The sequence below is a fragment of the Streptomyces sp. NPDC005811 genome (assembly GCF_040630405.1).
Lineage (GTDB): Bacteria > Actinomycetota > Actinomycetes > Streptomycetales > Streptomycetaceae > Streptomyces.
In genome coordinates this window covers 96,951-111,455 of sequence record NZ_JBEXXK010000042.1, presented here as the reverse complement: position 1 = coordinate 111,455, position 14,505 = coordinate 96,951, and the positions used below count along the sequence as shown (strand labels likewise).

Annotated in this window: 10 protein-coding genes; 6 read left to right on the top strand and 4 right to left on the bottom strand. The window is 74.4% G+C overall.

What is annotated here, in order from left to right; translation table 11 throughout:
• Positions 1 to 210 precede the first annotated feature (210 nt).
• The gene (locus tag ABZ490_RS35995; RefSeq protein WP_359000020.1) at positions 211 to 3,132 is read right to left on the bottom strand and encodes an AAA family ATPase; all 2,922 of its coding nucleotides are present in this window, start codon (positions 3,130 to 3,132) and stop codon (positions 211 to 213) included.
• A gap of 108 nt (positions 3,133 to 3,240) precedes the next feature.
• Between ABZ490_RS35995 and ABZ490_RS35990 the strand changes: the two genes are divergently transcribed.
• Together ABZ490_RS35990 and ABZ490_RS35985 are read left to right on the top strand one after the other, a co-directional pair.
• On the top strand, positions 3,241 to 4,149 hold the full coding sequence (locus tag ABZ490_RS35990) for an endonuclease/exonuclease/phosphatase family protein (protein WP_359000017.1): 909 nt from the start codon (positions 3,241 to 3,243) through the stop codon (positions 4,147 to 4,149).
• Positions 4,150 to 4,313: 164 nt separating this feature from the next.
• Positions 4,314 to 5,333: a histidinol-phosphate transaminase gene (locus ABZ490_RS35985; RefSeq protein WP_359000014.1), complete on the top strand. Its 1,020-nt coding sequence runs from the start codon at positions 4,314 to 4,316 to the stop codon at positions 5,331 to 5,333.
• 97 nt (positions 5,334 to 5,430) lie between these two features.
• Here ABZ490_RS35985 and ABZ490_RS35980 read toward each other — a convergent pair whose 3' ends face one another.
• The 3 genes from ABZ490_RS35980 to ABZ490_RS35970 form a co-directional block, all read right to left on the bottom strand.
• A complete protein-coding gene (locus ABZ490_RS35980; RefSeq protein WP_359000012.1) occupies positions 5,431 to 5,931 on the bottom strand; it encodes an Lrp/AsnC family transcriptional regulator in 501 nt (166 codons plus the stop codon).
• A 128-nt stretch (positions 5,932 to 6,059) separates the two neighbouring features.
• Positions 6,060 to 6,938 carry a hypothetical protein gene (locus ABZ490_RS35975; RefSeq protein ID WP_359000009.1) on the bottom strand — a complete coding sequence of 293 codons (879 nt, stop codon included), beginning with the start codon at positions 6,936 to 6,938 and terminating at the stop codon, positions 6,060 to 6,062.
• Between the two features lie 21 nt (positions 6,939 to 6,959).
• Positions 6,960 to 9,560 carry a protein kinase gene (locus ABZ490_RS35970; protein WP_359000006.1) on the bottom strand — a complete coding sequence of 867 codons (2,601 nt, stop codon included), beginning with the start codon at positions 9,558 to 9,560 and terminating at the stop codon, positions 6,960 to 6,962.
• Between the two features lie 330 nt (positions 9,561 to 9,890).
• Here ABZ490_RS35970 and ABZ490_RS35965 point away from each other — a divergent pair, with 330 nt between their 5' ends.
• The 4 genes from ABZ490_RS35965 (at position 9,891) to ABZ490_RS35950 (ending at position 14,425) form a co-directional block, all read left to right on the top strand.
• Complete coding sequence (locus tag ABZ490_RS35965) at positions 9,891 to 10,517, top strand: TetR family transcriptional regulator (protein ID WP_359000003.1); 627 nt, start codon at positions 9,891 to 9,893, stop codon at positions 10,515 to 10,517.
• Between the two features lie 178 nt (positions 10,518 to 10,695).
• A complete protein-coding gene (locus tag ABZ490_RS35960; RefSeq protein WP_359000000.1) occupies positions 10,696 to 12,222 on the top strand; it encodes an APC family permease in 1,527 nt (508 codons plus the stop codon).
• The gene (locus ABZ490_RS35955) at positions 12,222 to 13,712 is read left to right on the top strand and encodes an aldehyde dehydrogenase (protein ID WP_358999997.1); all 1,491 of its coding nucleotides are present in this window, start codon (positions 12,222 to 12,224) and stop codon (positions 13,710 to 13,712) included. The genes ABZ490_RS35960 and ABZ490_RS35955 overlap by 1 nt, the downstream gene beginning before the upstream one ends.
• Positions 13,709 to 14,425: a gamma-glutamyl-gamma-aminobutyrate hydrolase family protein gene (locus ABZ490_RS35950; RefSeq protein WP_358999994.1), complete on the top strand. Its 717-nt coding sequence runs from the start codon at positions 13,709 to 13,711 to the stop codon at positions 14,423 to 14,425. The genes ABZ490_RS35955 and ABZ490_RS35950 overlap by 4 nt, the downstream gene beginning before the upstream one ends.
• The last annotated feature ends 80 nt before the right edge of the window (positions 14,426 to 14,505 follow it).

The following is a 14,505-nucleotide window of genomic DNA, read 5'->3' as shown; positions in this document are numbered from 1 at the left end:
GCCCCACGGGCGCTCCGCGCCCGAAATCCCGGACACTGCGACGCTCCGCGTCGCCACCACACGATCCGATTCCTCCCAGGCGCAAACGCCTGGGGCTCCTCGCAAGAATGTCGCTGAAACCGCAGTACGTCCCGGGCCGCGCTCTCCTCCGCCGGTACGACACCCGGCCCCGGGGTCGGCGACCGACGGCCGCCGGCTACGGCCGCCGTCCTACGGATGCCGGTCGAGGGCGGTGCGGGTCATCAGGCCGGCCAGGGCCGAGCGGGACGGTACCGAGGTCTTGCGGTAGATGGCCGACAGGTGGGTCTCGACGGTGCGGCGGCTGAGGAACAGCTTGGTGGCGATGGCCTGGTTGCTCAGCCCCTCGGCGACGAGTTCGGCGATCTGCCGTTCGCGTGCGGTGAGTTGGTCGAGTTCGGTGGGGGCGGGCGGGGGTTCCTCGGCGCGAGGGCGGACCAGTGCGGCCAGGTCGGTCAGGAGGCGGGCGCCGCCGGTGTCGGCGAGGCGGTGGGCCCGTTCCCACAGCGCGCTGGCGTGCGGGTGGTCGCCGGTCGCCTGTGCCTGGACGGAGGCGAGCAGCAGGGAGTACGCCTCCCAGAGGGTGGCGCCGGAGGGGGCGTAGGCCTGGGCGGCGTCCTCCAGGAGGCGGGCGGCGGTGGCGGGGTCGCCGTGGTGCTGGGCGAGGGCCGCCCGCGCCCGCAGGGCCGCCCCGCGCTGGCCGTTCAGGCCGATGCGGTCGGCCTCCGCGGCGGCCCGGTCGGCCCAGCGGGCGGCCTGTTCGGGGTCGCCGGTGGCGAGGGCGGTGGCGACGAGGGTGTCGAGCTGGCCGGGACGGGTGGAGGGTTGCAGGCCGTGCAGGTCGGGGCCGCCGGCGCGCAGGATGGCGTCCCGGGCGCGGTGCGGGTCGCCGCCGACCAGGGTGATGTGGCCGAGGACGCAGCCGGCCAGGGAGGCCCACCAGTGGCGGCTGGTGCCGGCGGCGGCCACGGCCTCCTCGGCCGTCGCGAGGGCCTGGGGGTCGCCCAGCGGGCGGCGCAGCAGCAGGATCAGCGCCTTGAAGCTCAGGGTGAAGGCGAGCAGGTCACCGCTGGCGACGGCGCGGGCGACGGATTCCGCCTCCTCGGCCGCGGCGAGGGCGCTGGGCAGCCGGCAGGTGGTCAGGTGGAGGAAGGCCCGGGCGGTGAGCAGATGGGGCAGGACGTGGACCTGGCCGGTGCGGCGGGCGAGGTCCAGTCCCCGGTCGGTGTGGCGTTCGGCGTCGGCGTGCCGTTCGAGCAGGGCTTCGGCCCAGGCCAGCCAGACCAGCGCCTCGGAGAGTTCGGTGAGGTCGGGGTCGGTCAGCGCGTCGGCGAGGGCGGCGGCGGCTCGGGCCGACCGGTTCGCCGCCGCCGTGTCGCCCTCGTACGCCTCGCCGAGCGCGGCCAGCGCCAGCGCGCCCAGTTCTCCCGTCGGGTCGTCGTGGGAGCGGGCCACCGCGAGCGTGCGGGCGAGGTCGTCGCGGACGGCCGGGTAGCTGACGGTGTTCAGCGCGGCCATGCCGAGGGCGAGGCCGAGGGAGACCGCCTGGCGGGGGCCGGGGCCGGGAACGCGGGTCAGCTCCCGCTGGAGCAGGGCGGTCGCCTCCGGGGAGTGGCCCAGGTGCCGTTCCATCATGGCGCACAGCGCCGTCGCGTCGCCGCGCAGGACGGCGTCGTCGGGCCCGCAGCGGCTGATCAGCGTGTGGAGCAGGTCCCGGCTCTCGCGCAGGGCGCCGCCGACGGCGAGCGCCCTGGCACGGGCCAGCGTCAGTTCGCCCCGCCGGGCCCGGTGGGCGGGGGTGTCCGGCATCAGCCGCAGGACGACGTCCAGCAGATGGGCGGCCGTCGCGGGTGCGGTGTGGGCGTATCCGGCGGCCGCCTCGGTGAGGACGGCCGCCGACACCGGGTTCCAGCCCGTCAGCGACCGCTCGACATGGTGGGCGCGCTCGGCGGCGCAGGCACCGGTGCGGGCCAGCTCCTCCGCGACGGCGCGGTGGAGGTCTGCGCGGCGCGGCGCGGGAATGTTCTCGTGGACCAGGGCCCGCAGCAGCGGGTGGCGCAGCGCCCAGCGGCCGTCGGGCCCGGTGCGCAGCAGATCGCGCCGTACCGCCGCACCGGTCCGGGTCTCCAGCTCCTGCGCCGTGGGGTTCCCGGTCAGCAGCCGCAGCAGGGCGGGCGTGGCCTGCTCGCCCAGGACCGCCACCGCCTCGACGGTCCGGCGCTCCTCCTCGCTCAGGGCGGTCAGTTCGTCCAGGAGCAGCGCCGCCAGTCCGTCCGGCACCCCGGCGGCGGTGATCCCGCGGGCCGCGGGCAGGGGTCCGCCCTGCCGGTGGGCGTGGAGCAGGCATCGCAGGTAGAGGGGGTTGCCCTCACCGGCCGCGTGGATCCGCCGTGCCTCCTCGGGCGGCAGATCGGGGGCGTGCGCCTCGGTCCACTCCCGCTCGGGCAGCGGCCCCAGCGGCATCCGGAGCACCGCGCCCCGGTCCACGCCGCGGGCCAGGGCGGCGGCGAGCGGGTGCGGGGTCTGCCGTTCGCGCCGGGCGACGACCAGCGCCACCCGTCCCCGCACCGGATGCCGGACGAGCTGGTCGAGGAGTTCCAGGGAGGCCGGGTCCGCCCAGTGCAGATCGTCCAGCGCCAGCACCACTCCGCCCTGTTCGGCGAGGCCGCCCAGCACCTCGGCCACGGCACGGTAGAGACCGAAACGGTCCCGTCCCCCGCCCCGTGCCGGAGTCTCCCGCACCCCGTACAGCACCGGGGCCGCCGCCTCCGGTACGGCGCCCGAGGCGAGGAAGGCGGGATCGGCGTCGGCGAAGGCGTCGGTGAACGGCTGGAACGGGATGTGCCGTTCGAACTCGGTGGCCGTCCCCCGCAGCACGGTCAGCCCGTGTCGCCGGGCCCGTGTGGCGAGTTCGCCCAGCAGCCGGCTCTTGCCCAGGCCGGCGTCCGCGGAGAGGTCGACCACCGTGGGAACACCGTCCCGGCCGAGCCCGCCGATCACCTCGTCGAGGCGCGCGAGTTCCTCGGTCCTGCCGACCAGCCGTATCGCCGTCCCGTCCCGCTCCGGCACCGATTCATCTCCGTCCGTCCGTGTCGTACCGCTTGCGGTCATCATGCCCGGAAGGGCATGCGGCCAGGTCCGGCAACCGTCCGGGCCGCCGTCGTCGTCCCTGCCCCCGAGCCCCGGTGATCGCCGCCGGGGCCCGGGAGTGGAGGACGCTGGATGTTCGCCCTGCTCATGGTGCGACTGACGGGACTGGACGCGGGAAGCGCGCTGGCGGTTCCCGTGGTGCTGTTCCCGTACGGCGCGGCGCTGAGCGTCCTGCTGCTGGTGGCCGTTCTCGCCGTGCCCGCCCTGCGCTCCCGCCGGACGGTGGCGGTGGTCGCGCTGCTGGCGGTCGCCCAGGTCGCCGTGCTGGTGCCGCGCTTCCTGCCGGACGAGCGGCATGTCCCGGCCGGGGCCACCGAGTTGCGGGTGGCCACGCTCAACGCGCATGTCGGCGGGGTCGATCCGCGGGCGGTGCTGCGGCTGGTGCGGGCCGAGCGGATCGACGTACTGGCCGTGCAGGAGCTGACCCGGGACGGGGTCGCGGCGTTCGCCGAGGCGGGTCTGGGCCGAGTGCTGCCCCACCAGGAACTCCACCCGGAGAACGACTCCTCGCTCTACTCACGGCTGCCGCTGACCCACGCCGGCCCGCTGGACGCCGGCACCACCTGGCCGCAGACCGCCGCGGAGGTGACCGTGGGCGGCCGGACCGTCCGACTGGTGGCCGTCCACACGTACTATCCGCTCGGTGACCCGGGCCGCTGGACACGGGACTTCACCGCGCTCACCTCCGTCGCCCGGGACAGCGGCCCGGACACCGTCCTCCTGGGCGATTTCAACGCCTCCCTCGACCATGCGCCGATGCGCGCCCTGCTCGCGGCGGGCCTCACGGACACGCATGCCGAGCTGGGCCGCGGCTGGGCCCGCACCTGGCCCGCCGACAGGGCGCTGATCCCACCCCTGGTCCAGCTCGACCACGTGCTGCACGGCCGGGGCCTGACGGGGATCTCGGTCGGCGAACGGACGCTCCCGGGCACGGACCACCGCGCGGTGGTGGCGGTGCTGGCGGTCCGGCCCGCCGGATGAGACGCCCGCCGGGGCGGGCGCTCGCCGTCCGTCTCGCACCGAAGGTCCGGGCGGGCTCACCGGGAGACGGTCTGCCGGTCTCCCGCCCCCTTTCCGGCGATACGTAGCCGAATTCGCCAAAGGGTTGAGCGGTCGTCGTCCGCTCTTCACGCTTTCCCTGTCACATGCCCGGCGGCCAGGCCCCGGGCCGCAAGCTGCCCGGTGCCGTGGTGCTGGCCAGCAACGAATCCCCGCACGGGCTGCTGCCGGGGGTGGCGGCGACCCTCGTGGAGGCGGCCGGCGGGGTGTCCCGGTACCCGGATCTGTTCGCCTCCTCGCTGATCGGGGCGCTGGCCGCGCACCACGGGGTGGAGCCGGAGCGGATCGCGGTGGGCGCGGGGTCCTCCGAGGTGTGCGGGCAGTTGCTGCACACGGTCGTCGGGCCGGGTGACGAGGTGGTCTTCGGCTGGCGGTCCTTCGAGGCCTACCCGATCCTCACCGCCGTCGCGGGCGGTACGGCGGTGCGGGTGCCGTTGCGGGACGAGGCCCTCGACCTCGACGCGATGGCCGCGGCGGTCACCGCCCGGACCCGGCTGGTGTTCGTGTGCAACCCGAACAACCCGACCTCCACGGCGGTCGGCGCGCGGGCGCTGACCGAATTCGCGGACCGGGTGCCGCGGGACGTGCTGATCGTGGTCGACGAGGCCTACCGGGAGTACGCCGATCCGGCGCGGGTCCCCGACGGGCTCGCCCTGCTCGGCGACCGGCCGAACGTGGCCGTGCTGCGGACCTTCTCGAAGGCGTACGGCCTGGCGGGCCTGCGGGTCGGCTACTGCGTCGCGCCGCCCGGGATCGCCGCGCACGTCCGGCGCACGCAGGTGCCGTTCAGTGTGGGCGATCTCGCCCAGCGGGCGGCCGTGGTGGCGCTCGGCGAGCGGGCGGAGGTCGCCCGGCGGGCGGCCCTCACGGTCGCCGAACGCGAGCGGGTCGCCGCGCGGCTGCGGGACCTCGGCCACGACGTGCCGGACTCCCAGGCCAACTTCGTCTGGCTGCCGCTCGGTCCGGACAGCGGCGCCTTCGCCCGGCACTGCGCGGACGGGAGGGTCCTGGTCCGCCCGTTCCCCGGCGAGGGCGTGCGGGTGACGATCGGGCTGCCGGAGGAGAACGACGCCCTGCTCGCACTCGCGGCGACCTGGAGAGGCTGACGGCCGTGCGCCCGGTCCCCGCCAACGCCACCGCGAGCTGCCGCACGGAGTCCTCGCCGTACAGCGTCGGTCCGGCCGTCCCCTGACCGTGGTGGGGTCAGCCGGTCAGCGTTGCGCCGCGCCCGCGCACCTCGTCGAAGACCAGCCAGGTGCGGGTGGAACGCACCCCGGGCACCGCGTGGATGCTCTCCAGGACCACCTTGCGCAGCGTCAGGTTGTCGGGGGCACGCACCAGCACCAGGGCGTCGAAGTCGCCCGTGACGAGGGCGACATGTTCGACGAAGGGGATCGCGCGCAGTGCGCGGGAGATGTTCCGCCAGGCGTTCTGCTCGATGCTCATCGTGACGTAGGCGCTGGTGCCGAGGCCGGCCCGCTGGGGGTTGAGCTGTGCGGTGAATCCGGTGATGACGTCCTCGGCGACGAGCCGGCCGATCCGGGTGTAGGCGTTGGCCCGGGAGATGTGCACCTGTTCGGCGAGCGCGCGGACCGAGATACGGCCGTCCTCGAGGAGGCGCCTCAGGATCTGCCGGTCGATGTCGTCGAGCGGGACGGCAGTTCGTCCCGCCGCCGACACCGGCGGCGAGGTTTCCTCGGACATGGTGTCCTCCCAGGCGCTTCGATCCGGCAGTTCATCGCCGTTCCGGCCGAGCTGTTGAACACATATTTCGCGACATCCACCATTCTTCTGTCAAGCGTCCAGAGCGAAGATTGTCCCGAGCAAGAGTGTCAGAGGCCGAGGTGGTGGAGGGTGCGGGCGGTGTGGCCGCGCAGGGAGCGGGACCAGCCGGGGACGCTGCCGGGGACCTCGGCGGCGTCGGCGTCGACGAGGATCGTCAGGGCCTCGTCCGGCGGCGGCGTCGGGTGGCGGCGGGCCGTCGCGATGGCCGCGGTGAGACGGACCGCCGTGTCCGGGGCGTCCCGGCAGGCGGTCAGGGTGTCGCGTTCGGCGGGGGTGAGGGGGCCGGGAAGGTGGGCCAGGGCGAGGTTGGCGGACGCCCGGGCGGGGGTGCGGTCGTGGGGGACGGCGGTGAGCGCCTCCGGCAGGCCGGGCAGGCGTGGGAACCAGACCGCCAGGGCCGCCGCGTGGGCCGCCACGGCGGCGTCGGGGTCGGCGAGCAGGCCGAGGAGGGACCCCGCACGGCGTTCGGCCGCCCGGTAGGCGTCGGCGGCCCAGCGCAGGGCCACGGCGTCGGCCACGTCGGCGACGGAGTCGGGGTCCGGGTCGTCCTCCTCGAACAGGAAGCGGATCACCGACCGTTCGTCCTCGGGGCCGATCCGGTCGGCGGCGGCGAAGGCCCGTGCGGGGTCGAAGGGGAGCCGGTCGTCGGGCAGATCGCCGACGGCGACCGCGTGCAGGAGGTGGAGGGCGGTGACCCGGTCCGGTGTTCCGGGGCTGTCGAGGAGGGTGACCAGGGGCGCGACGACATGGGCGCTCGCGGGCCAGCGGGTGCCCTGGTGGTACACGCTGCCGCCGAGCGCCGACACGGCCGCGTGCCGGACCGCGGGATCGGGGTCCGCCAGCGCGGCCAGCCACCCGGGGACGTCCGTCGCCCGGCCGTAGGCGTGGTGGAGGCGGCTCCAGTCGGGCGGGGTCGGGCTGCTCACGGGCCGGAGCCTACGCGCCGCTCAGGTGACGGGCAGTCCGTAGGCCCGGTCGAAGTGCTGGGCCACGAGGTGTCCGGCTCCGTCGCAGGAGAGCTGCCAGTCGTTGACGCCGGTCTCGCGGCCGTCGGTGAAGTTCCACAGCAGCCGGCCGGAGGCGGTGTCGATGGCGTAGAAGCCGTCCTTGTTCTCGTACGCCGGGACGTAGACGGCGTGCGCGCCGACCGCGATCGGGCTGTCGACGTTGAGGCGGGGCGTCTCGCAGAACCAGCGCCGGGTGCCGTTCGCCGCGTTGAAGGCGTGGACGCCGTACGGGTCGGTGCCGGTGGCGTAGACCGTGTTGCCGCCCGCCCCGAGGGAGGCGAACATGCCGTGCTCCGCCTTGGCCTGCCAGCGGATCCTCCCGCTGTCCAGGTCCAGGGCGATGAACTCGGAGCCGATGGCGAACACGGTCCGGCCGAGCACCGCGAGGCCGGGCCGCAGGTCGTAGCCGACCTGGTGCCGCCAGCGCAGGGTGCCGCCGTCCCGGGTGTCACGGACGGCGACGTTGCGCAGTCCGTCGGCGTAGACGAAGGAGTTCGAGGTGATGACGGGTTGCAGGGGGACGCCGACGTCCTCGGGGTCGATGGGGATGACGAGGGCCCGGCGGGCCCGCAGGTCGACGCCGAAGACCGTGCTGGTGGAGGTCGCCACGCCCTGCTCCCCCGACCGGCGCTGCAGACTGGCGCCGAGGACCGAGACGGCGTAGCCGTCGTAGCTGCCCAGCAGCTGGTCGAACTGGTAGTCCTCGCCGAAGTCGAGGGTGAACTTCTCGGTGCCGCTGGCCGGGTCGACGCCGATCAGGGTCGCCCCCGTCCCGCCGAGCGCGACCGCGGCGTCGTACGTCAGCAGGACGGGCGTGGGCGAGAGGCTGATGCCCTGGTAGACCCACTTGGGCCGGGCGCCGTTCGTCACGTCGAGGCAGATCATCGTGCCGGGGCGGGTCTTGAGCAGGGCCGTGCCGTTCTGGAAGACGGCCGGGGCCTGGAGCAGCGGGCCGCCCCGGAAGACCCAGGCCGGTTCGGGGGGCGGGCCGGCCGGGCGCACCCCTGCGGCACCCGGCCTTCTTCGCGCGGCCACGGCGGCGGCGCCCCCGATGAGCGCCGTACCGGCCGCCGCCGCGGTGAGGAGGGTGCGCCGGGAGACCCGGGAGCGGGTGCGGGCGCGGTGCGGGGTGGGGGTGGCGGAACGTTCCGGCGCGGGATCGTCCACCCCTCCCCGGGAGCCCGCCCGCACCGGGTCCGGCACCGTCGTCCGGCCCGGCCGCTCCTGCGGTCGCCGTCCGGGGGCCTGGAGTTCCGCGTCCCGGGGCGCGGTGGCGAGGGCTCCGGCACCGTCCTCGCGACCGGCATCGTAGGGGCGACCGGCGTCGTACGGGCGATCGGCGTCGTACGGGCGACCGGCATCGTGTGCGCGACCGGCATCGTGTGCGCGACCGCCCCCGTCCCCCAGTTCCCCCGCCCCGCCGACGCCCGCCGTACCGCGCCCGCCGGGGCAGCCGTCGGCGGCCGCGCCGCCCTGCTCACCGGCGACGGCGGTGTCGTACGCCGGCCATCCCACCGTCGCGTAGGCCGATCCGCGCCGGCCGGGCGCGGAGGACTCCGGGTCGGGCGCGTCGGCGGAGGCGGACGGTTCCGCGGTCCGCACGCCGTCGGACGTGCCCGCGCCCCGGGCGAGGTCCGTCGCGATCGCCCGGCGCTCGGCGAGCGCCGCGGCCGCCCGGCGCGCGGCGATCATGTCGGCCACCGAACCGGGCAACCACCCCTCGGTGAGCACCTGTTCGGCGCCGCCGGGCGCACAGGCGGCGGAGAGCCGGTCGGGGTCGATCCGCAGGGCCGGGTCCTTGGCATGGCAGAGGCTGATGATCTTGTCGAGCGGTTCGGGCACCTGGGTCAGATCGGCCGAGCCGTGCACCACCTGGTAGAGCAGCGCGGCTCCGGCGGCCCCGCCGAAGGGCGCGTGGCCGGACGCGGCGAACGCGAGCACCGACCCGAGGCAGAAGACGTCCCCCTCCGGCCCCATCTGCTCCCCGGTGGCCTGCTCGGGGCACATGTAGTCGAGCGACCCGAACAGGGAGCCGTCACCGGTGAGTTCATAGCCGTCCCGGGCGCGGACGATGCCGAAGTCGATGACGCGCGGGCCGTCGGCGGCCAGCAGCACGTTGGACGGTTTGAGGTCGCGGTGCACCAGCCCCTCGGCGTGCACCGCGATCAGCGCCTCGGCGATGCCGGCGCCCAGCGCGAGGACCGTCTCCACCGGCAGCGGCCCGTGTTCGGCGACCGCCTCGGCGACGGTGGGGCCGGGCACGTAGGCGGTGGCGAGCCAGGGCGTCTCGGCGTCCGGCGCGGCGTCGAGCACCGGTGCCGTGTAGACACCGCCGACCGCCGCCGCGGCGGCCACCTCCCGGCGGAAGCGGATGCGGAAGTTCCGGTCCTCGGCCATCTCGGGGCGGATGACCTTGACCGCGACGGTACGGCCGTCCGCGGCGCGCGCCAGATAGACCCGGCCCATACCGCCGGCCCCCAGCCGCGCCAGGAGGCGGTAGGGCCCTAGCTGCTCGGGGTCTTCTGGGCGCAGTGATTTCATGCCCTCGGCCGCCTGTTCTCGTGGGGGCGGGCGGGAGTCCCGCCCACGCTGCGGGGGAAGGCCCTGTGGGGGGTCTGGCACCAGACTAGAGGCAGGAACGGCGGACGGGAGCGCCTCGTTCCGCCGGACGCCGCCTCCCCGAAGTCCGGGGCGAGCCCCGTCCTCCGCTTCCCGAAAGCAATATGACGCAACGTCAGAGATCGGGTGACACGTGCTCGCCCTGCGGGAACAGTGCGTGATGAGCAACAAGTGCAGAATGAAGCCACTTGCTGCGGCACAGACGTCGGATGTGTTGAAGGTCACCCCGCCGCCCCGCGATAGGGTCGCCGCATGACCGATTCCACCGCGGGCCCCGGGGGCCGGCCGTCGCGCAAACGGCTCCAGTACGGCGAGGGCCGCGAGGCCCTGCTGAACGCGGCCGTACGCGTGGTGGCGAGGGGCGGACTGCGCAGACTCACCTACCGGGCCGTCGCGGAGGAGGCCGGTGTCACCCACGGGCTCGTCGTCCACCACTTCGGCTCGCGCGACACGCTGATCGAGGAGGCCCTGGCCCACACGATCCGCACCTCGCTGAGCACCAGCTCCCTGGAGCCGGGCACCGGCAAGGTCGCGGACTTCTCGACCGGCCTGTCGGAGATGGTCACGGCGGACCCGGACACCCAGGCCTTCCAGTACGAGCTGCTGCTGGAGTCGCGCCGCAGGCCGGAGCTGCTGCCCCAGCTGCGCGCGCTCTACGACCAGTACTTCGACGCCACCCGGCGCGAGCTGAGCCGTATGCTGCCGGGCGGCGCGGACCGGGCACTGACCCGGCTGGTCTTCGCCGCGCTCGACGGGCTCGTCCTGCACCAGCTGATCCTCGGGGAGCCGGAGGTCACGGACGCCGCCGTGGAGGAGCTGCGCTCCCTGCTCCGGCTGCTCGACGCGAACGGCGACAGCCCGGGCGACGCCCACCCGTAACCCTCCGACCTGCACTTCTCCCGGCCCCGGACGTCCGACGTCCGGGGCTTTCGCGTGCCGCGGGGCCAGAAAACCCGCCGCAACCCCTTGCCAAACGGATAGCTCCCGCACACGATAAGGCAACTCGTTTGACCCAAAACGAAATCCCATCCCTCCCCGTCCCCGACAGGTGAACCGAGTGGACAGTCAGACGGCGGTCTCCCCGCACTCCGCGCACGATTCCTCCACCGCAGGCAGGCTCAAGCCCGACTCGCTCGGCGTCCTGGGCATCCTGTTCTTCGTCCTCTCCGCGCAGGCACCGCTGACCGGTATCGCCGGCGCGGTCCCCATCGCCATCGCCATCGGCAACGGGGCCGGCGCCCCCGCCGCGTACCTCGCGGCCGGTGTCGTGGTCCTGCTCTTCTCCATCGGCTTCGTCGCCATGGGCCGCCACGTCGTCGACGCCGGCGCCTTCTACACCTACATCGGCAAGGGCCTCGGCCGCTCGACCGGCTCCGGCAGCGCCGGTGTGGCCCTCTTCGCCTACTGCGCCGTCCAGGCCGCCATGTACGGGCTCTACGGCGCCACGGTGAGCGCCCTGGTCGACCACTACGCCGGCGTCCACGTCGACTGGTGGGTGTGGACGCTGGTCACCATGGTGATCGTCCAGTTCCTCGGCGCCTCCGGGATCGAGATGGGCGCCAAGGTGCTCACCGTGTTCGTCCTCGCCGAGTTCAGCATCCTGATCGTCTTCGCGCTGGTCACCCTGTTCAAGGGCGGCGGCCCCGAGGGGCTCGGCATCGGCGACAGCTTCTCCGCGCACGCCGCGCTCCAGGGCGCTCCCGGCGTGGCGCTGATGTTCGCCGTGGCGTCGATGTTCGGTTTCGAGGCCACCGCCATCTACGGCGAGGAGGCGCGGGAGCCGAAGAAGACCGTCCCGCGCGCCACCTATCTCTCGGTCGCCGTCGTCACGGGTTTCTTCGCCTTCACCTCGTGGATGCTGGTCTCCGCGCACGGCGCGTCCAAGGTCGCCGACGAGGCGGGCAAGGCGCTGGCCTCCGGTGACGCCACCTCCTTCGTCTTCGCCCCGATCACCGCCCAGTTCGGGTCCTGGGTCGGCGATGTGCTGCCCGTCCTGCTGGCGACCTCGCTGTTCGCGGGCATCCTCGCCTTCCACAACTCCGCCAACCGCTATCTGTTCTCGCTGGGCCGCGAGGGTCTGCTGCCGCACGGGCTGACCGCGCTCAACCGCCGGCACTCCCCCTGGGTGGCCGGCATCGTCCAGACGGTGATCGCGGTGGCGCTGGTGATGCCGTTCGCGGTCCTCGGCAAGGACCCGGTGCTGACCCTCTTCTCCTGGTTCAGCGGGGTCGCGGTGCTGGCCGCGATGCTGCTGTACTTCCTGACCTCCGTCGCCGTGATCGTCTTCTTCCGCCGCACGGGTGCCGACACCCGGCTCTGGAACACGGTGATCGCCCCCGTGCTGGGCGCGCTCGGCATCGCCGGGACGATCTGGCTGATCGTCCAGAACTTCACCACGCTCATCGGCGGCGACTCGGCCACCGCCCTCTGGCTCCAGCTGACCGTCCCGGCCGTGCTCGTCCTGGGCGTGATCGTGGCCCGGCTGACCCGGCGGCCGCCCGTCGCGGTGGGCGCGCCCGTGACCGGTTCCGACGCCGTCGATTCCGGCGCCCTCGGTTCCGGCGACCAGGAGGAGAACCGCTGATGCCGGCCCTCGCCCACGACGAGCTGCTGCGCCGTGCCAAGGACCTGACCCCGCCCACCCGGCACCACGTCGACGGGCGGGAGGAGCCGGGCGGCGGGTCCACGTTCGCCGTCGTCTCGCCCCGTGACGGCCAGGTCCTGGCCGAGGTCGCGGACGCCGGGCAGGCCGAGGTGGACCTGGCCGTGGCCGCCGCCCGCCGCGCCTTCGACTCCGGCCCCTGGCCCCGCCTCGCGCCCGCCGACCGCGGCCGGATCCTGCTGCGCCTCGCCGACCTGCTCGAGGCACACCGCACCGACCTGGCCCTGACCATCAGCCTGGAGATGGGCAAACCGATCACGGACGCCTACGCGATCGAACTGCGCGCCGCGATCACCACGTTCCGCTGGTACGGGCAGCTCGCCGACAAACTCACCGACGAGTCGCCCCACACCGCGCCGGACGCCCTGGCCCTGGTCACCCGGGAACCGGCCGGGGTCGTCGGGGCCGTCGTCCCGTGGAACTTCCCCCTGACCCTGGCGAGTTGGAAGGTCGCCCCGGCATTGGCCGCCGGCTGCACGGTCGTACTGAAGCCCTCCGAGAACTCACCGCTGTCGGCGCTGCTGCTCGGCCGCCTCGCCACCGAGGCCGGGCTGCCGCCGGGCGTGCTGAACGTGGTGACCGGGGACGGGCCGGTGGCCGGCCGGGCCCTCGGGCTCCACCCGGACGTGGACGTGCTGGCCTTCACCGGCTCCACCGCCGTCGGCCGGCACTTCCTGCGCTACGCCGCCGACTCCAACCTCAAGCGGGTCTGGCTGGAGCTGGGCGGCAAGTCGCCGAACATCGTCCTGCCCGACGCACCCGACCTGGAGAAGGCCGCCGCCACCGCCGCCTGGGGCATCTTCTTCAACCAGGGCGAGATGTGCACCGCCCCCTCCCGGCTCCTGGTCCACTCCTCCGTCGCCGAGCAGGTCACCGAGGCGGTCGTGGCGCGCGCCCGCGAGCTGCGGATCGGCGACCCGCTCGACCCGGCGACCGAGATGGGCGCCCTGGTCGGCGAGGCCCATCTGGAGCGCGTCCTCGGCCACATCGGCACCGGCCTCGACGAGGGCGCCCGGCTGCGCGCGGGCGGCGGACGGACGCTGGCCGACAGCGGCGGCAGCTTCCTGCGGCCCACCGTCTTCGACCGGGTCGACCCCGGGATGCGGCTGGCCCGGGAGGAGATCTTCGGGCCCGTCCTGTCCGTCCTCGCCTTCGACGACCCGGACGAGGCGGTCCGGCTCGCCAACGCCACCGAGTACGGCCTCGCCGCCGGCCTGTGGACCTCCGACCTGTCCACCGCCCACAGGATCTCCCGCGCCCTCAGAGCCGGCACGGTCTGGGTCAACTGCTACGAGGAAGGCGATCTGACCGTCCCCTTCGGCGGCATGAAGCAGTCCGGCAACGGCCGCGACAAGTCCGCCCACGCGCTCGAGAAGTACACCGAACTCAAGACCACCTGGATCCAGCTGTGAGCCGTACGAGCGGTCCCGCCCGACCGCTGATCGCGATCCCCGCCCGCTTCTCCGCGACGACCTCCGCCCTGCGGTACGCCGCGGAGGTCAACGCCCGCGCCCTGATCGAGGCCGTCTGGCGGGCGGGCGGCGAACCGGTGAGCCTCCACCCCGCCCCCGGGGAGCTGCCCGGCCGTCTCCAGCGCTTCGACGGCGTGCTGCTCCCCGGCGGCGGCGACCTCGCCCCGCACCGCTACGGCGCCACCGGCACCCACTCCAGCGTCTACGACGTCGACGACACCCAGGACGCCTTCGACCTCGCGCTCGCCCGGCACGCCCTCGACGAGGGTCTGCCGCTGCTGGCGGTCTGCCGGGGCCTCCAGGTCGTGAACGTCGCCCTGGGAGGCACCCTGGAGCAGGACATGGGCGGTCCCGGGCGTGAGCACCGGCATCTCGTGCACCCGGTGCCGGTCCGGCGCGGCTCCCTGCTGGAACGGGCGCTCGGCACGGAGAAGGCCGAGGCGTCCTGCTACCACCACCAGCGCGTGGACCGCACCGGTACGGGACTCACGGTCACGGCCCGGGCCGCCGACGGGACCGTGGAGGGCCTCGAACTCCCGGGATCCCGGGGCTGGTTCACCGCCGTCCAGTGGCACCCCGAGGACACCGCCCATGACGACCCCGCACAACAAGGGCTGTTCGACGCCCTGGTGCGGGCCTCAACATCGCGTTAGTCGACCGCACGTTCACGACACAGCTCCTGCGGGTCGAGTGCGTATCGTCCTTTCCGGCCACAGCAAGTGCACGGTTCCGG